15 protein-coding genes and 1 pseudogene are annotated in these 17,081 nt (G+C 59.4%); 11 read left to right on the top strand and 5 right to left on the bottom strand.

The features are described 5' to 3' along the window. Positions 1–306: 306 nt before the first annotated feature. Together ABE493_RS18380 and ABE493_RS18375 are read right to left on the bottom strand one after the other, a co-directional pair. Complete coding sequence (locus ABE493_RS18380; protein ID WP_346500657.1) at positions 307–1,098, bottom strand: siderophore-interacting protein; 792 nt, start codon at positions 1,096–1,098, stop codon at positions 307–309. An 80-nt stretch (positions 1,099–1,178) separates the two neighbouring features. Continuing rightward, positions 1,179–1,946: a PadR family transcriptional regulator gene (locus ABE493_RS18375; RefSeq protein ID WP_346500655.1), complete on the bottom strand. Its 768-nt coding sequence runs from the start codon at positions 1,944–1,946 to the stop codon at positions 1,179–1,181. Between the two features lie 364 nt (positions 1,947–2,310). On the opposite strand from ABE493_RS18375, the gene aceE reads away from it, so the two are divergent. From aceE to ABE493_RS19460, 3 genes are all read left to right on the top strand, one after another. Then, positions 2,311–4,998, top strand: coding sequence for a pyruvate dehydrogenase (acetyl-transferring), homodimeric type (gene aceE / locus ABE493_RS18370; protein ID WP_346500653.1), 2,688 nt, complete (start codon positions 2,311–2,313; stop codon positions 4,996–4,998). 412 nt (positions 4,999–5,410) lie between these two features. Continuing rightward, positions 5,411–6,595, top strand: coding sequence for a reverse transcriptase family protein (locus ABE493_RS18365; protein WP_346500651.1), 1,185 nt, complete (start codon positions 5,411–5,413; stop codon positions 6,593–6,595). Then, positions 6,567–7,310 carry a retron Ec48 family effector membrane protein gene (locus tag ABE493_RS19460; RefSeq protein ID WP_430980817.1) on the top strand — a complete coding sequence of 248 codons (744 nt, stop codon included), beginning with the start codon at positions 6,567–6,569 and terminating at the stop codon, positions 7,308–7,310. Before ABE493_RS18365 ends, ABE493_RS19460 begins: the two co-directional genes overlap by 29 nt. Before the next feature lie 134 nt (positions 7,311–7,444). On the opposite strand, the gene ABE493_RS18360 is transcribed toward ABE493_RS19460, so the two are convergent. Together ABE493_RS18360 and ABE493_RS18355 are read right to left on the bottom strand one after the other, a co-directional pair. Further along, positions 7,445–8,200 (bottom strand): hypothetical protein, encoded by a 756-nt coding sequence (locus ABE493_RS18360; RefSeq protein WP_346500649.1) that lies wholly within the window; start codon positions 8,198–8,200, stop codon positions 7,445–7,447. 83 nt (positions 8,201–8,283) lie between these two features. Next, positions 8,284–9,222 carry an HNH endonuclease gene (locus ABE493_RS18355; RefSeq protein ID WP_346500647.1) on the bottom strand — a complete coding sequence of 313 codons (939 nt, stop codon included), beginning with the start codon at positions 9,220–9,222 and terminating at the stop codon, positions 8,284–8,286. A gap of 457 nt (positions 9,223–9,679) precedes the next feature. On the opposite strand from ABE493_RS18355, the gene ABE493_RS18350 reads away from it, so the two are divergent. The 7 genes from ABE493_RS18350 (at position 9,680) to ABE493_RS18320 (ending at position 15,991) form a co-directional block, all read left to right on the top strand. After that, positions 9,680–10,054 (top strand): hypothetical protein, encoded by a 375-nt coding sequence (locus ABE493_RS18350; protein WP_346500645.1) that lies wholly within the window; start codon positions 9,680–9,682, stop codon positions 10,052–10,054. 274 nt (positions 10,055–10,328) lie between these two features. Further along, a complete protein-coding gene (locus tag ABE493_RS18345) occupies positions 10,329–11,522 on the top strand; it encodes a GGDEF domain-containing protein (protein WP_346500643.1) in 1,194 nt (397 codons plus the stop codon). A gap of 366 nt (positions 11,523–11,888) precedes the next feature. Then, complete coding sequence (locus ABE493_RS18340; protein ID WP_346500641.1) at positions 11,889–12,842, top strand: hypothetical protein; 954 nt, start codon at positions 11,889–11,891, stop codon at positions 12,840–12,842. Positions 12,843–13,061: 219 nt separating this feature from the next. After that, the gene (locus tag ABE493_RS18335; RefSeq protein WP_346500639.1) at positions 13,062–13,559 is read left to right on the top strand and encodes a hypothetical protein; all 498 of its coding nucleotides are present in this window, start codon (positions 13,062–13,064) and stop codon (positions 13,557–13,559) included. Positions 13,560–13,665: 106 nt separating this feature from the next. Further along, on the top strand, positions 13,666–14,757 hold the full coding sequence (locus ABE493_RS18330; protein WP_346500637.1) for a DNA glycosylase AlkZ-like family protein: 1,092 nt from the start codon (positions 13,666–13,668) through the stop codon (positions 14,755–14,757). Positions 14,758–14,972: 215 nt separating this feature from the next. After that, the gene (locus ABE493_RS18325; RefSeq protein ID WP_346500635.1) at positions 14,973–15,365 is read left to right on the top strand and encodes a hypothetical protein; all 393 of its coding nucleotides are present in this window, start codon (positions 14,973–14,975) and stop codon (positions 15,363–15,365) included. 425 nt (positions 15,366–15,790) lie between these two features. Further along, the gene (locus ABE493_RS18320; RefSeq protein WP_346500633.1) at positions 15,791–15,991 is read left to right on the top strand and encodes a hypothetical protein; all 201 of its coding nucleotides are present in this window, start codon (positions 15,791–15,793) and stop codon (positions 15,989–15,991) included. A gap of 229 nt (positions 15,992–16,220) precedes the next feature. Here ABE493_RS18320 and ABE493_RS18315 read toward each other — a convergent pair whose 3' ends face one another. After that, entirely contained in the window at positions 16,221–16,586 is a 366-nt protein-coding gene (locus ABE493_RS18315; protein WP_346500631.1) for a BON domain-containing protein, read from the bottom strand. A gap of 233 nt (positions 16,587–16,819) precedes the next feature. On the opposite strand from ABE493_RS18315, the pseudogene ABE493_RS18310 reads away from it, so the two are divergent. Then, positions 16,820–16,999, top strand: a pseudogene (locus tag ABE493_RS18310) (hypothetical protein); the annotation flags it as partial. Between the last annotated feature and the right edge of the window lie 82 nt (positions 17,000–17,081).

The raw sequence follows: 17,081 nt of genomic DNA, 5'->3' as shown, positions 1-17,081 counted from the left end.
TTTTTTTTTTGTTCCCCTCTCCCCCCCCCCCCCCCCCGGGGGTGGGGTGTGGGGGCCCCCCCAAGGCCGAAGCCCCTCTGGAAATCATTCATGCAGGTGCTTCGCCCGCACCCTCATCCGCCCTCTGGGCACCTTCTCCCGAGAGGAGAAGGAAAGCGCTGGAAGCCCCTCTCCCGGCGGGAGTGGGGTGGGGGAGAGGGTAGGGGGCGAAGCCCTCTGGAAATCATTCATGCAGGGGCTTCGCCCACACCCTCATCCGCCCTTCGGGCACCTTCTCCCGAAGGGAGAAGGGTCAGACTTCAAGCATCACTCCGCCTCGTTCGGATCCGCCTTCCAATAACCGGTAGCGCGGATCCACTCCTTCGGCACCTGCAGATGCCCTTCCACAAACTTGCGCATCATCCGCGCACGCTTGGACTCCGTGGCAATCCAGTAGAACGTATCGCCATCGGGCTGCTCGAAGTCCACCAGCGCGTCTTCCAGCAAGGTGCTGCTGGCCGCATCAAAACCATTGCGCTCGAACCACGACACCGTCACCTGCGCTGCGCTCTCCAGCGGCTGCCGATCGCCTTCTTCCGGGATCTCGATGAACACTTCGGCATTCGCGCCCTCCGGCAGCTCCTCCAGCCGCCGCGCAATTGCCGGCAACGCCGTCTCATCGCCAATCAGCACATAGCAGTCGAAATCATCAGCCACCACGTGCGAGCCACGCGGGCCGGCTACCACCAGTTCATCGCCTACCTCGGCACTGGCCGCCCAACGGGTGGCCGGGCCATCGCCGTGCAGCACGAAATCCAGGACCAGCTCGCCGGCGTCGGCATCGTAGAAACGCGGCGTGTAATCGCGCGCCGGTGACGGTTGCTTGCCTTCCGGGTAGCGCGGGCCCTGTTCGGTGAGTTCGGGCAATACAAATTCGCCCTCGGCATTGGCGAAAAACAGCTTTACGTGATCATCCGGCGAGCGGCTGTCAAAGCCTTCCAGTGCGGCGCCGCCAACAACAACGCGCTGCATGTTCGGGGTAAGCCGTTCAACGCGGAGTACCTGCAGCTGGCGGAAGCGCGGGGTGAGGCGGATAAGTTGGGTTTCATGTGTAGGCATCGGCAATCCTGGGCTGCGGGAAATGGTTTGTCCGGGGCGGTGACCGCCCAGGACTGGATCAATGAAGCTGGCCGCGCCGGTCAGGCGCGGTCCTGCGGGTCAAGCCGCGCAACCGTGTCGGCGAGGATCTGCGTGACGCGGGCGATTTCCTGCTCGGTCCAGCTTTCCTGGCGGCTGAGGATGGCGTCGCGCAGTTGTTCCATCGTCTCGCGCACCTGCGGCGGGATGGCCGCCTTGCGGATGCGGCGCGCGCTGTCACGGGTGCGCTGCTGGGCATCGTCGATGGCCTCGCGCTCGGCATCGGCCTGGGCGCGGCCGGCATCGGTGATGGCGTAGCGCTTGCGGCCGTTTTCCTGGTCGGCGGCGATCAGTTCCATGTCTTCCAGCAGGGACAAGGTGGGGTAGACCACGCCCGGGCTGGGCGCGTAGGCGCCATCAAACAACTCGCCGATCAGTTGGATGAGCTCGTAACCATGGCGTGGCTGCTGCTCGATCAGCGCCAGCAGTAACAGGCGCAGGTCGCCGCGGCCCAGCGGCCGGCGCGAGCCGCCGTCGCCACCACGCCCACCACGGCCGCCGCCGCCGCGATGCCCGGGGTGACCGCCGCGGCCGTGTGGGCCGCGCTCACCGCGCCCGCCTTCCAGCGGATGGCCGTGCTGGGCGGGGCGGCCTTCGTGGCCTTCGGCGCTGCCACGGATGCGGCCGTGCTCGTGATGATGCTGGTGATGCCCGCGACGGTGCGGGGCGTGGCCTTCGGCTGCCGGCTGGGCGCCACCCCGGTGGGTGTGGAGGCCGTGCGGGCGCTCTGAGGGAGGCAGGTGCTGCGGGAGAGAGTAGAGGTTCTTCATGTCGTTTTAGATATATCGATTGTGTTGACGAAAAGATATATCTAAAACTTCCGGATTTCCAACGCTGGACTCCAGGACGATGCCGGCCGTTCAGGTTCACGCCAGACGCCTGATTCGACGACCGCCGTGCCCCCCGCGTCCTCAGTTAGTCATGCGCATGCGCCACGCTGTCCCTCGGCCGCTGACACGCAGTGTCCCAACATGTCCGCATCGCCTGAAAAGCCTGTCGCACATGTCTTGCGGACACTGGCTTTTAAGCCTCCATACGTGTGCGTAGCCAGCTTGGGAGGGGCTAGCGTGCGTTACACTTCAGGGATTCAAAACAACGACAAGCGCGCGAGTGCGTGCAGTAACTGGAGCGCTAATGAACTGGTTGAACGAGATGCTTAACAACGATACGAACCCCCTGGAAACCCAGGAGTGGATCGAGTCGTTGAAGGCCGTTATCGATGTCGAGGGCCCCGAGCGCGCGCATCAGTTGCTGGAAGGCATGGTTGAACTGACCCGTCGTTCGGGTGCATTCCTGCCGTTCTCGCCCACGACCGAATACGTCAACACCATCGAGCCGCAGCTGGAAGCCAAGAGCCCCGGCAATGCGGAACTGGAATGGCGCATTCGTTCCATCATCCGTTGGAACGCGATGGCCACCGTGGTGCGCGCCAACCGCAAGCCGGGTGACCTGGGCGGCCATATCGCCTCGTTCGCATCGGGCGCAACGCTCTATGACGTGGGCTTCAACCACTTCTGGCGCGCGCCGAGCGACAACCACCCGGGCGATCTGCTGTTCATCCAGGGCCACAGCGCCCCGGGTATCTATGCGCGTTCCTTCCTGGAAGGCCGCATCAGCGAGCAGCAGCTGGACAAGTTCCGCATGGAAGTGGATGGCGGCGGTCTGTCGTCCTACCCGCACCCGTGGCTGATGCCCGATTACTGGCAGACCCCGACCGTGTCGATGGGCCTGGGCCCGCTGGCTGCCATCTACCAGGCGCAGTTCCTGCGTTACCTGGAAAACCGTGGCCTGATCGAAAAGAGCGACCGCAAGGTGTGGTGCTTCATCGGCGACGGCGAGTCGGACGAGCCGGAAACCCTGGGCGCCATCGCACTTGCCGGCCGCGAAGGCCTGGACAACCTGATCTTCGTGGTCAACTGCAACCTGCAGCGCCTTGATGGCCCGGTGCGTGGCAATGGCAAGATCATCCAGGAACTGGAAGGCGTGTTCCGTGGCGGCGGCTGGAACGTGATCAAGCTGCTGTGGGGCGGTTACTGGGATGCCCTGCTGGCCAAGGACACCAATGGCGTCCTGAAGAAGCTGATGATGGAAACCGTCGACGGCGAATACCAGAACTGCAAGGCCTTCGGCGGCGCGTATACGCGCGAGCATTTCTTCGGCAAGTACCCGGAAACCGCAGCCATGGTTGCCGGCCTGTCCGACGACGACATCTGGCGCCTGAACCGTGGCGGCCACGATCCGCACAAGGTGTACGCCGCCTACCACCAGGCCGTGAACACCAAGGGCATGCCGACCGTGATCCTGGCCAAGACGGTCAAGGGCTACGGCATGGGCAGCGCTGGCGAAGCGCTCAACCCCACCCACCAGACCAAGAAGCTGGACGACGAATCGGTCCGCCATTTCCGCGACCGCTTCAACATCCCGGTTACCGACGAGCAGCTCAAGGACGGCCAGGTGCCGTTCTACCACCCGGGCCCGGATTCGCCGGAAATGAAGTACCTGCAGGAGCGTCGTGCAGCGCTGGGCGGCTACCTGCCGCAGCGTCGCCAGAAGGCCGACAAGTCCTTCATCGCACCGAAGCTGGAAACCTACGAGCGCCTGCTCAAGGAATCCGGCGAGCGCACCTATTCCACCACCATGGCCTTCGTGCAGACGCTGAACATCAGCCTGCGTGACAAGGAACTGGGCCCGCGCCTGGTGCCGATCGTCGCCGACGAAGCGCGCACCTTTGGTATGGAAGGCCTGTTCCGCCAGATCGGCATCTACGCCCCGTACGGCCAGAAGTACAAGCCGGTCGACGCCGACCAGCTCATGTACTACCGCGAAGACCAGAGCGGCCAGGTGCTGCAGCAGGGCATCAGCGAGCCGGGTGCCATGTCCTCGTGGATGGCGGCCGGTACCAGCTACTCGGTCAGCAACGTGCCGATGCTGCCGTTCTACATCTACTACTCGATGTTCGGCTTCCAGCGCATCGGCGACATTGCCTGGCAGGCAGCGGACATGCGTACCCGCGGCTTCCTGCTCGGCGGCACCGCCGGCCGCACCACGCTGAACGGTGAAGGCCTGCAGCACGAAGATGGCTTCAGCCATATCGTTGCTGGCGGCATTCCGAACGTGCGCAGCTACGACCCGACCTTCGGTTTCGAAGTAACCGTCATCCTCCAGCACGGCACCAAGGCCATGATGGAAGACCAGATCGACGAGTACTACTACATCACCCTGATGAACGAGAACTACGCCCACCCGGCCATGCCGGAAGGCGCTGCCGAAGGCATCATCAAGGGCATGTACCTGCTCACCGACGCCGGCAAGCCGAAGAAGGGCGAGCTGCGCGTGCAGCTGCTGGGCAGCGGCACCATCCTGCGCGAGGCCATTGCAGCGGCCGAACTGCTGGACAAGGATTTCGGCGTCACCGCCGACATCTGGAGCTGCCCCAGCTTCAACGAACTGCGTCGCGATGGTTTCGACGCCGAGCGTTGGAACCGCCTGCACCCGGAAACCGAAGCCCGCAAGCCCTACGTCACCCAGCTGCTGGAAGGCCGCCAGGGCCCGGTCATCGCCGCAACCGACTACGTGCGCGCCTACACCGACCAGATCCGCGCCTTCGTGCCGGCTACCTATTCGGTACTGGGCACGGATGGCTTCGGTCGTTCGGACACGCGTGCCAACCTGCGTCGTTTCTTTGAGGTTGACCGTTATTACATCGCGCATGCGGCCATTGCGGCGCTGGCGAAGGACGGGAAGATGACGGCTAAGGATGTCGCTCGGGCTATCAAGCAGTATGGGATTGATCCGGAGAAGGCTAATCCTGTTGGGGTTTGATTTATAAGCTATTTGGCTAGAAAGGGCGGCCATTGGCCGCCCTTTTTTTGGGGATACGTGGAATCGCTGACCTTGATTCAAACATCTTTGTCGGCCGACCTGATTAAAGTTCTCGGGCTGGGGCTTGAATGCCGCATCCTTATGATCTAAATTTGATCCGCTAGGGTGAATCGCCCGATCGCAGCAGTCATTGGTTTCGAACCCTTTTAAGAAGCCCTAACTTGGGCGTCCCAACTTAGTTGTAGGGGCAAGTTCGGAGGGGTACTCCCCCCTCCCCTCTCGCGAGCGAGAGGAGCGGTGTGACGGTAGGTCTAGCCAAAGATCGTGGATGGCAAGATTTAAAGGGGCGGTGACGAAAGCGACATCCTGATCCAAAACGCTATTGAATGTACTGGCTAGGCCTACACTTAATATGGATACTGCTCCAAGGAAGGTTTCAAGTGGTTCAATTTCTTCAATATTCGGTTTGTGCAGAACGCTTGATGTTTCTCGTAAGGACTTGCTCAAGTTACTGAAGAGTGACCAGGACTTATGGTATCAACAAAAGGAAGTTGCTAAGGCGGATGGAATCCGCGTCGTGCACAATCCTTCGCCAGATCTCAGGAGATTTCAGCGTCGATTGAATAAGAGAGTTTTGGCAAGTTCAACGGTTCTAGTCTGGCCTCACTTTCTGTATGGTTCGCTCCCGAATCAATTGATCGATGGTGTTTTGGTTTGTAAAGATTATGTTGCCTGTGCGAACGTGCATTCTGGGGCAAAGTCAATTTTAAAAGTTGACGTAAAAGATTTCTACAATAATGTTCATTCCGAAGTCGTCAAGGATTCACTTTTAAGTGTACTGAAGGTTTCGGAGGGTGTGGCAGAAGTATTAACTCGCCTATGCACTTGGAAGGGTAGTCTTGTTCAAGGTGCATTAACCTCAAGCTACCTTGCAAATCTCTGTCTGCACGATTTGGAAGGTGGTGTGGTCGAAAGACTTAGGCGCAAGGGAATGGTTTACACGCGTCTTGTGGACGATATTACTGTTTCGTCCAAAAGAGATGGCGTCGATTTCTCGTACGCGGACGAAATAATATCGGAGATGCTTCGTAGCAAGGGGCTGCCCGTAAACCGGCTTAAGACTAAATGCGTTTATTCGTCGAGCGAGAGTTTGGTTGTTCACGGGCTTCGTGTTGCATTCGATAGCCCCAGGTTGCTTGAGGATGAGCCTAGGCGAATTCGGGCAAATGTGAAGAACATCGAGATGTTAGCGGCTGAAGGGAACTACCGGCAAACGCATTCCTACAGACACGACTTTAATCGTTGCATGGGGCGAGTGAATAAGTTGAGCCGTGTAGGGCACCGTCAACATGCCAATCTGATGGCGCGCCTTAGGAGGATATTGCCCTTGCCGTCGAGTTCCGATCTTGCCAGGGCTAGGGCGGCAGCAACGAGAATTGAAGCCGAGGCCGTTTCGAGCCGCTTATCCTATGGATATCGCAAGAGATTCTTTACGCTACAGGAGCGGCTCAACGTTCTTGCAAGAGGATTTCCAGTGGAAGCAGCGGAAATTCGGTCTCGTATGTCCAATGTCAGGCCGGCGAAACATAATGAGTAGAAAAAGTGTGACAGATGGCCGGATCCTGGTGCTTGCTTTGGTTTTAGCACTAGTCTTGTTGCTGGGGCTATGCGTCGCCGTAGCTATCTTTTGGGCAACGCGAGGTGATCCGGCCGTCAAGGAGCTGGAATTTTGTTTCTCAAACAAATGCGTAGATCTCTTTAAGAAGACCTTCGAGAATGCAATTAGTGTCATTTCTCTGACGTTCTCAGTACTGGTGGCTATTGCAACAGTTGGCGGCATATTTGTCGCATTGTTGGTTTACAGGGAAACTGTCAGGGCGAATTCGTTATCTAATCACATTTCTCATCTTGCACTATTTCGATCGTATGTCGAGAAGGAGGTAGGGAGGATGAATATGCTGAGAGAGTCGTCGGTGGACTCTCATTGTTGGTACGTCTTGATGTTTCCTCAATCTAGGGTTGGGGATACTACGATTTCTTTTGAATACAACCGCGCGTTCGAGGAAATACGTAAATGTATTTTGAGCTCGAATAGTAGCGCGACCAGGGCGGAGAATGGCTCATTTCGATTTTTGGCTCACCAAGATCAAGTTATCGCGGCTCTGAAAGGTGTCGGCTTGACAATACGTCGCCAGCCTCGAATGGAGTTCTTTGAGCTTGAAGGTGAGATCTATCAATTGATTGATTCTGTTAATAGTGCGTTCTGTTACTCTGAGCCGATAGAACGTCTCCCTGATAGGCGTTATAGATAATGGGGTAGGGGCAGGAAAGCAGAGGTCAGAGTCAGGCTAATTCTTCTCCGGGTCCTGTCGGGGGGGGGGGCTAGGCCCATATACGATTGCGTCTGATTTACGTACGGACGATGAATTCAAGGTTCACTGGGTAGTTATTTGAGTCGTAGAAATTGAGTAGGCTTCTGCTCGTCATTGCTTTCCTTATGTTGGTTATTTGCTTCCGTAAGTAGCAACTCATACGTCTGCACGCGAGTGCGGAGAAAAATGAGGTGCCAGAAGATCGCATATGCCAGCATGAGTGCGAGAGCGAGTAAAGCTTGAATGAAGGTGATGTTGTTCAGTGCTTTCCAGTCGCCTAATCGCCAATCCTTGAACTGCAGGTAGAGAGCCAAAAGTAACGGCACCACCCCAAGCCGCTCTATTCCACCTGTAAAAAGTCCTAATCGTTCGTGCATCATTGCCCGTCTATTTTGAACGTATAGAAGGCGCCGCTTGCGTTGTTCAAAAGGGAACGCTCGCATGAGATCAATAATTTCTTGCTGCTGTTGATAGCCTGCTTCCAATTCTTCCGCGTGGTTTGCGCGGGCATGGCGGAACTGCCGCCAATCTCGCTTTACAACTAGTGCGGCATGCACAGCGAATCCGGCTACTTCAGAAATTAGGCCGCCATAAAGTGCGAGCGATCCCGCAACGCCAGGTAAAGTAGCTCCCAACAGCAAGCCTATGCCAGCCCCGCCAATGCCAGCAATGAGCGACCAACGTTCCAGCTTCCTGAATTTTGGTTCCTCGGTCCTCTTCAGACACTGATCCAGAAGTTCGTTTAGGTCGGGGAACTCTATGCTTCGCAGCGTGAGGGGCTGATTGCTCAAATCTTTACGCGGCTCTTGCAAGTTTTCGATTGACTTCATGCGCAGTCCTCCTTTGATCCAAGCTTGTGCCTTGGTGCGCTGCCTATCCAGGGGCGGCCTCGGTGCGGCTGCTGGTTGCTCCATCAGCTTTTTGATGTGGCCAATAGTTCCGCAATAGGGTCACACGCTTTCTTGAATGTCTTGTCATATACGTGGCTCTGGTGAAAGGCCAGGTAAGCGCACTGCTCTTCGCTGAACTCACCAGTAGCTCTACGTGATTTTAGGTTTAGACCTATGCGTTTGATCACTTCAGCCGGTAGATGTGATGAGCATTCGATGCGCCCCGCGTTGGTGAAGGTGATCCAGCCTCGATCAAAAAGTAAGTCCGCATGAGGCGTTAGCAGCAAGCCATTGGCGCCGTCGACACGTTCGCTACCTGTCTCACAGGCTGACCAGGGCTTCATGTGGCTTGCTCGAAGGAAACGCAGGTCTGCGATGCCGGTGATGCGGCACTCTTTCTCGAAAGAAAGTAGTCGCCGTTTAAACAAGCTTTGCTTCGTGCGCACTTCGGTGAGTTTATCGGTCGATGTGGAGTCGAGCTCTAGCATCGTCTGGAAGTCGCGTGTATTGAAGAAACCAATGGAATCTGTGTTAAGTGGCTCGAGCTCGAATACGATGGCAACACGGGGAGTTCCCTTTGTATCGGGAATGCCTGGTTCTTTATAAGAATTAATGTAGCGAAATTCCCCCATGTATCGACAGGGACGGCTGTGTCCCATCATCTGGAACACAACTAATCTTTTGCCGTTGACCAGGTGCTCACGGATTGCTCGGTTTCCACGTTTGTCTTGCATATCTCCGATCTGGCCCTCTCCGAAGTAATGGAAGTGGCCGTTGTCGTCCCAGCGATCGTTGTAGCCGTGCTGCTTACCAGCTTCGCCTGTAAAAATTATGACGAAGGGGCTCTTGGGAGGCGTTGAGATGCCGCTCCGTTGCTGACCACCCAGGACGTCGTGGATGTCGAGCAAACGGCTGTAGAGCGCGCCAACCTCATAACGCGGATCTAGTGGAACATTGGTCATTCGGCTTCGCCTCCCCTGAGTGCCAAAATCGGCGCCTTTATGGTCTCTTCGGCGCTTTGCGTGTCTTTATATGCGCAATCAGAAAAGTATGGAAGCACGCGTAGGGAGGATGCTGAATGGATGGTTGCGACTTTCCACCACCGAGATCAATCCGCTCCCTTGCACTGGCCCCAATTCCGCATCGGCAATTTGGCGTGGGCTGACTCGCTGGGTTGAGGGCCTTAGCATGAGAGGCGCTTCGCATTCAACAGAATAGAGTGCAAGGCCGTAGTGACCCGCCAGAATCTCGTCGAACAGACCCGGCGCCGGAGAAACGGTTCTTAGGCCTACATGCAGCAAGGATTGCTCGGCCATTGGGGTTTTCCCCTTTCGGGACGAGCGACACCAAATCTTCCATCTCAACCGGTGGGACTGGCCCAGGGCAGTCTTGCTGCTCTTTAGCCGGGTTGAGAGAGAAATGGAGGGGGAGAATGGCTTCGGAGTCTTGGAGTACCTATTTCGGGATGCCGGCAACTGGAAGACGCATAGCGCGGTATTGCTGCGCGGCAAGGTGCGGGCCAACGGCGTGGCGATCCGTTCCTGTTTGGAACAAGGCGAGTTGTTCGTGCCAGAGCAGGTGTTGCTACCAGCCCTGCATCAGCAGCATTGGCGCGACCACGAGGATGGTCCTAACAATCTGGACCATGCCTTTCACGAGTTCGTAGGGCTACGGGATGCTCGGGAACAGGACCTAGTGTCGTTGTCGCCTTGCGGATCCCTCGTGCAACTGGTTTCGTTGTTCGTAGCGGCGCAGGGCAGATGGGATGTGCGCTGCTCGCGCCATGTCGAGTGAGCCGCAGCCGGGCCGGAGTCGGTTTAGCTCCCTTGCCTTACCAACGCGCAACTGCCCGATCCCCGTGGCTAACGTAAGAGTCGCCGGTAATCGTTTAAACGGCCCGCCCAGGCCGTTGTAAACCCCGTAAACCGCAATCGAATTCTGTACGATACGCGCGGGGACAACGCGGTGTCGGGGGATTTACGACAGCGTTGCGAGTTTTTATTTGGCATCCGTCGTTCCGCATGAAGCGGGCGGCGCGCCTTCGCCTGCCCTCCATATCGAACACCCAATGATCGCCACCCTCCTAGTCGGCATGCTCTGCGTCTATCTGCTGAGCTTCACCGTGATGTTTCTGCTCATCAGTCGTCGGCTGCAGGACGAGAACATGGGCATGGACGTCTTTGGCGTGGGCAACCTCATGCTGGGTGGTGCCTATGTGCTGCAGCTGCTGGAAGGGGCGCCGGGCTGGAGCTGGCTGAGCATGCTCAACCACACGCTCACGCTGTGCTCGCTGCTGGCGTATTGCGTGGGCGGGGCGCGGTTCTTTGGCCGCTCGACGCCGCTTGCCGTGCCGCTGCTGTGTCTGGCGGTGGGTTACAGCCTGGTGCAGATTCTGGTGAACTGGGCCTTCGGTCCGGTTGCGCGCTATGTGATGTTGGCCGGTGTCTGCGCAGTGTCCTTCGTCGCGATGGTGGCTATGCTGTTGTACGGCGTACGCAGCTTCGCCAAGGATCTGCGCGGTGAAGTGTTGCTGTTTGCCGGCCTGATCAGCGGCATCTGCGTTCTGAACGTGATCAAGCTCAGCAAGCTGTTGTCAGGTGGCTTTGAGGCGGTGAGCAACGATGGCCGGTTCTCGATGGTTTTCTACGTCTACATGTGTTCGCTGGCGACCATCCTGCCGCCGTCGATCGTCTGGCTGGTGCTGCGTCGTCTCACCGACAGCTTGCGCACCGTCGCCGCCCGCGATCCGCTGACCCATCTGCTCAACCGTCGCGGCCTGAGTACGGCGTTGGCCGCTTGCTTCCGGCGGCCGGGAACCACGGCGCGGTTGCTGTTGGTCGATCTGGATCACTTCAAGAACATCAACGACAGCTACGGCCACCAGGTAGGCGATGCGGTGCTGTGCGGCGTGGCCGATGCGCTGCGCGCCTCGGTGCGCAAGGACGACCTGGTCTGCAGACTGGGCGGCGAAGAGTTCGCGGTCATCTGTGTGGGTGCCGACGATGCGTCCGTGCTGCGTCTGGCCGAGCGCGTGCGCAGCAGCATCGAGCAGAAGGTGATGCTGCAGGGCGCGCTCTACGCGCAGCTGCGCTGCACGGTGACAATTGGTGTGTCGGACAGCTTTGGCAGCGAGGCGGCCTTGGGCCAGGCCATGCAGCAGGCCGATGCGGCGCTGTATCGCGGCAAGCACACCGGCCGCAATCGGGTGGAGCACAACCAGAGCCCGAGCCGGCTCAACGCCACGCTGGATACGGTTCACTAGCCGCTTGGGTTGCTGTCCCGGTTTTGTTGATGCCGATATTTGGCTCGGGAAAACTCTTTCGAGGGCCAGCCTTGCACGTGATAGATGAGTTGGCCGGATGCTGGCTGCGATGCTCATCCACGGCCCGGCATAAGCATTTCGAATCATTGGATCGGCGGCTCCATGCAGGCAGTCGGCGTTTCATCCCAAAGGGCCAAAATATTGACGCGCTTGAGCGCTCTATCGCCTGCATGCGTTGTGTATACGCTGCCAATTGCCGTCTATAGAATTCGCTCCGGGGATTCCAGATATTTGCTTCGCGCTTTCAATGCGGCGGGATGGATGGCGGGTTCCTCCACTATTCCTGTCGAAATGGAAGTCGCGTAAATGCAGATTCGTTTGTTGTCGCTGGCGCTGCTGGCACTGGTGTGTGCGGATGCCCACGCTGTTGAAGACCTTGCACCGCAGGAAGCTGCAGCAACCGTCGAGCGCCCTGCGCGTATCCGCCTGTTCGGGCAGAACGGCGTCGGCCTCACGATGTATACCAATGCCCGCTGCAAGGACGAGTACGACGAGGAAGTCGAGGCGTCCGGTTCGATTGGGCATTACTTCAAAGCGATGGTACGCAAGAAGCCGGAGAACGTGACCATCGGCATGCCCGAGACCGCCGACACGCGCAACCTGGCTACGCGCGACCAGCTGTGGGCCAGCCCGTATTACGCCGAGCACCCACTGGTGCCGGGGCAGCCGGTGATGCTCAAGGCGAACGTCGCCAATGGCTCAGGCTGGACCTGCAACCGCGGCCGCGGAATCGAAGCCAGCTTTGTTCCGGAGCCCGGCGTGGACTACGAGGGCGACATGATCCGCGACTTCGAAGGCGGCAGCTGCGGCATCGCCCTGCGGCGGATAGCGCCGGACGGAACCACCACGCCGGTCATCAGCCGCATGATGGCGCCCAAGTGCGAAGGTGAGCCAGCACCAACGCCATCATTGATGGTGATGCTGATGGATCCGGACAACCTGCAGTACCGGCTCGCGGAAGAGGGCGCCGGCATCGACGAACTCGATAACGATGAGGACAGCCTCGAGGACCTGGAGGAAATGATCGCCGACGCACCCATCGCACCGGGCGTGCCGGTATGCATCGTCGCCAGTGACGAAACCAACAGCAGCGAGTTCGGCAAGAAGCTCCCCGCGCTGTTGGAAAAGCGTGGCGCACAGGCACAGGTGACCCGGGTGGACGCCAAGGCGCTCACGGCGGAATGGAACCTGACCGAACAGCGCCCGCTGAGCTTTGCCCTGGCCGAGTACTACTGCCGGTCGATTGCCGGGCAGCGTTGATCGAACGGCATGTACCTGCGGGGATTGCAGATAGCAAACGTCGAGACAGAACAGGACGAATGGTAAGGATTACGCCTTCCGATACTGCGCATCTGTTCTTTGGGGGAGGAGATAGGGGCGTGATTTCACCACGCCCTGATTGCGGCTTTGGCTGCATCGAGCGCTATGCTCCGGACAACTGCACAAGGAAGCTGCGCTATGACTCAACGGCAAACAAGCGTGTTCATATTATTGGCAGCGCTATTGATGCTGCCGGGCACCGCTTCAGGTAGTCAGCCCAAAGGTCGGTATCAGCAAGCGGTGATTTCAGACGAAGGCGGTGCTCTTTGCCTGCGGGCGAATGATGTGCCGGAGTTGAAGCGTGCCGCGTCCATAGTCACCAACGTCACGATCTACCATCGCCAAGCTGGCGCTCAACGCCCCATCTGGTCGCAGAGCTATCCTCCGAATGAAGTGGCGCCACCAGTGATATCACCGGGTGATTGCATGGATGACGTCGGCACGGAAGAAAATCCGTTGCCGGCGTTGGTTCCTGGCGCGGAGTATTCGGCGGAAGTTGCCGGCTTCATTGCGGACAAGAACGGCAGCCCAGTGAGGCGTTGGTATAGCGGCCACTTCTGTATGGTGCGGAGTGAGAGCGGGTTTGAGGTTCGGCAGGTTCTGTTTGACCGGCGCCGGGGCGCGTGGCGCTGGGATGCGTGCGGTCTGGAGAGTTGACCGAATGCCAGGCGGCGGGATTGAATTCGGGCTGCTCCCTGGGTGAAAGAACGACTTGGCCGGATAGCCCGCTACCGAGCTACCCGCTTACTGGCATCATCCATCCATGACCGTCACTCTCGACCACCTGCGGCGCTATGCCGTCGCGCGCTCGTTGTTCAAGCCGACCACGCTGATGCGAGCGATCGCCAAGCTGGGTTTTGTGCAGGCGGATCCCATTCGTGCCCCTGCACGGGCGCAGGATCTGACCTTGCGGCAGCGGGTGGTGGGGTACCGGGCAGGCGATCTTGAGCGGCGTTACCCGCGCTTGCCGTTGGAGGAAGATTTCTTCGTCAACTATGGCTTCCTGCCGCAAGGCCACCATGCGCTGATGCACCCGCGTCAGGCGCGTTTGGAGTGGGCGCCAGCGCGTTGGAAGCAGGCGCAGGCGGTGCAGGCATTCATCGCCGAGCGCGGTGCGGTGCACCCTCGCGAAGTGGATGCCCATTTTGCCCATGGCAAGACCACCAACTGGTTTGGTGGATCGTCCAATGCCAGCACGCAGTTGCTGGACGGCATGCATTATCGCGGCCTGCTGCGGGTGGCGCGGCGTGACGGCGGTACCCGGGTTTACGCGGTGCGTGAGGCGGCGCCAGCGGTAGCCGCGCTGGATATCGACGTACGCATGGATGCGCTGATTGATCTCATCGTCGCCAAGTACGCACCCTTGCCGGACGCCAGCCTGGGACAGCTGGTGGCCTACCTGGGCAATGGTGTCCCGCAGTGGAAGGATGCGCGCAAGCCGGCTTTGGTGCGGGCGCGTCAGCGCTTGCAGCGGACGAGGGTGGATGGCGTGGATTGGCTATGGCCGGCCGATGAGCGCGCCGAGAGCCGCCGCTGGAAACCGGATGCGCAGGTGCGCCTGCTGACACCATTCGATCCGGTGGTGTGGGACCGCCGTCGTTTCGAGCTGTTGTGGGGTTGGGCTTATCGCTTCGAAGCCTATACACCGCCGGGCAAGCGCAAGCTGGGTTATTACGCCTTGCCGCTGTTGTGGGGTGAGCGGGTGATCGGCTGGGGCAATCTGTCTGTTGCTGCCGGCGTATTGAACGCCGAGCTCCGGTACGTCGATGGGCGGGCACCGCGCGATGCTGCATTTGTCCGCGAACTGGACGCGGAGATGGCGCGAATGCGGGTGTTTCTTGGCCTTGAGGAATGAGCTGAGATCATCTGTGCCGATGGGGCAGGGCGGGTGTGGTCTTCTGCATTCGTGATGTTCTGGTGGTATCGGAACCGGCACTGGGCGAGATCCGCAGGGCGTTTGGCTGTGTCCTTCGATGGCGGGCGGCCATGTTGGTGAGTTGAGTTGATCCGTCGCTGTCGCATCGGGCATGCTGCATCGCCTCCATAAGCGCTGCCGCAAGGAACACCCACGTGCCGCCAACCACCGCTGCAACCGCCCGCAACAGCGGTGTCCATATGGCTGTGGCTTTCGTGGCCATGGGCAGTTGGGCCGCGTTCGCCAACCTGGCGCATCCGATGCCGCGCCCGCTGATCGCCGGCCTGGTGCAGGGCACGTTGTCAGCGCTGATCACCTTGTTCCTGAAACGGATGATCGAAGCGCTGTCGGCGCGCTTGCCCGGCAGTGCGGGTTACTGGGTGCCGCCGTTGGTGGCCATCGCGGCGTCCTTGAGCCTGCTCAGCAGCATTCACTGGCTGGCTGGCACGCCTGAGATCCTGCGGACGATTATCGTGCCGTTATCGGTTACCGCTATTTACGCGACCACCTACAACCTGGCGCTGCGGCGCGCAGCCCGCCACCTGTAGTGCCGAGCCATGCTCGGCAGGGGCTTTACAAGGGTAGCCCGAAGCGCAAAAAGCAAAAGCACCCCTCCCAACCCTCCCCTTGCCTGCGGCAAAGGGAGGGCTCAACGCGGCACTGTAGTGCCGAGTCATGCTCGGCAGGGGCCTTACCCGTATCGCAGCACTGTAGCCATCAGCTGCCGGCCGGGTTGGCTCATTCAATGTACTTGGCAATATCGAGCTGACCGCTAGCTCTTTCAGACGGCCGTCAGCTTCGCGGCTTACGCCGCTCCCACATGCTGCGGCGGGCTCCAGCTGCTATGACAACCGCATTTGAATAGCAGGCACCTGCTCAGCTTTGTGCGCGCTGCCACACGGAAAAGCCACGCTGCAATAACCGTGGCCGTTGCAGGCTGGCGATGCGGCATGCTGCCGCTGTGGAGGTTGCAATGACCAACAAGCAGACCCATCAGAACATGCATAAAGGTGAGCAGAATCGCCCGGAGCGCCCGGCTACCGAAGACGCGCGTAATGCCAACCCTTCGCGTCAGGCCTCGCGTGGTGAGCCCAGTCATCAGAAGGACATGCACGATCAGCACATGCTTGATCAGCGCGAGGCGGGCAAGCGCGATCAGGGCAAGAAGCACTAGCTTGAACGCGTATTCCGGCTGGCGCCGCCCCGGTGCGGGCGGCGCTGGTTGGGGTCAGGACTTCGCGTCGTCACTGCATCGCACACCTTGCTCCGCTTGGTTGAAGCAAGGCAACGCTGCCAATTCACTTTTTCAGCCAAGCGCATCGCAGCCGGCCGATGTCACTTCCCGGTGACAGCACCTGCGACACGCATCCGCGCGTCGCAGGTGCCTGCTCGCTCTGGATCCATCAATTGGCCGGTTCGCCGATGACCAGACCGCTATCGTCGACGCTGATCACGCCATCCACGGCGGCGGCTGCGGCGCTCATGCGGTCAGCTTCGCTCTGGCTGCCGACCTGGCCGCTCAGCGACACCATCCCGCCACGCGTCTGCACGTGGATTTCCATGCCCGGCGTGTCCCGTACGCGCAACAGCCTGGCTTTCACTTCGCGGCTTATCCAGGCGTCACTTCCTGGTTGATCGGCAGCGCCGTCGCCGAGCTCGACGGTGGGCGGCGCCTCCTGCGCGGACAGGGCAGTTGCGGTGGCCACCGGAGTGCAGGTGGGCAGGGCGGCTGCAATCAACAACACACTTCGCAGCTGCAGGCGTTTCATCGCGATGCTCCTCTGGGTGGACAAGGGCCAGCTTTCCTCGACCCATTGCGAGCCTAGCAAGACAGTGGTTAGCGGTTTGCGGCCTTGGTGTTAGCAGCGTGCGAACACCCGGTATTCAGCCAGAGAAATGCCAGCTGAAGCTTTGTTTGTCTTTCAGAATATTCAGCAGAACCGCACGCAACGCTTACGCGATCTGGCCTAACGTCATGTCACATTCAAAGCGGAGCCAGCTGATGACACGCGGTGATAAAAGCGCCTATACAGACAAGCAGAAGCGTCAGGCCGAACATATCGAGCAGAGCGAACGGGAGGAGGGGCACTCGAAGGAAGATGCCGAGCGCATCGCCTGGGCGACGGTGAACAAACAGGATGGCGGCGGGAAGAAGTCGGGTTCGGGGCGGGCTTCGAATAAGCATTAGTGAATGTTTGTTTGTGGGAGCGGCGTAAGCCGCGAAGCTGATGATCTGAAACAGCATGGGCTTCGCGGCTTACGCC

It is taken from the genome of Stenotrophomonas terrae (assembly GCF_039674165.1).
Classification (GTDB): Bacteria; Pseudomonadota; Gammaproteobacteria; order Xanthomonadales; family Xanthomonadaceae; genus Stenotrophomonas; species Stenotrophomonas terrae_A.
This window is presented reverse-complemented; position numbering and strand designations above follow the sequence as displayed.

Excerpts from the sequence above, each read along its gene's own strand:
- ABE493_RS18315 (WP_346500631.1), bottom strand. The coding sequence starts at position 16,586 with ATGAAACGCCTGCAGCTGCGAAGTGTGTTGTTGATTGCAGCCGCCCTG.
- aceE (WP_346500653.1), top strand. The coding sequence starts at position 2,311 with ATGAACTGGTTGAACGAGATGCTTAACAACGATACGAACCCCCTGGAA.
- ABE493_RS18320 (WP_346500633.1), top strand. The coding sequence starts at position 15,791 with ATGACCAACAAGCAGACCCATCAGAACATGCATAAAGGTGAGCAGAAT.
- ABE493_RS18365 (WP_346500651.1), top strand. The coding sequence starts at position 5,411 with ATGGATACTGCTCCAAGGAAGGTTTCAAGTGGTTCAATTTCTTCAATA.
- ABE493_RS18360 (WP_346500649.1), bottom strand. The coding sequence starts at position 8,200 with ATGAAGTCAATCGAAAACTTGCAAGAGCCGCGTAAAGATTTGAGCAAT.
- ABE493_RS18345 (WP_346500643.1), top strand. The coding sequence starts at position 10,329 with ATGATCGCCACCCTCCTAGTCGGCATGCTCTGCGTCTATCTGCTGAGC.
- ABE493_RS18375 (WP_346500655.1), bottom strand. The coding sequence starts at position 1,946 with ATGAAGAACCTCTACTCTCTCCCGCAGCACCTGCCTCCCTCAGAGCGC.
- ABE493_RS18350 (WP_346500645.1), top strand. The coding sequence starts at position 9,680 with ATGGAGGGGGAGAATGGCTTCGGAGTCTTGGAGTACCTATTTCGGGAT.
- ABE493_RS18340 (WP_346500641.1), top strand. The coding sequence starts at position 11,889 with ATGCAGATTCGTTTGTTGTCGCTGGCGCTGCTGGCACTGGTGTGTGCG.
- ABE493_RS19460 (WP_430980817.1), top strand. The coding sequence starts at position 6,567 with ATGTCAGGCCGGCGAAACATAATGAGTAGAAAAAGTGTGACAGATGGC.
- ABE493_RS18355 (WP_346500647.1), bottom strand. The coding sequence starts at position 9,222 with ATGACCAATGTTCCACTAGATCCGCGTTATGAGGTTGGCGCGCTCTAC.
- ABE493_RS18380 (WP_346500657.1), bottom strand. The coding sequence starts at position 1,098 with ATGCCTACACATGAAACCCAACTTATCCGCCTCACCCCGCGCTTCCGC.
- ABE493_RS18330 (WP_346500637.1), top strand. The coding sequence starts at position 13,666 with ATGACCGTCACTCTCGACCACCTGCGGCGCTATGCCGTCGCGCGCTCG.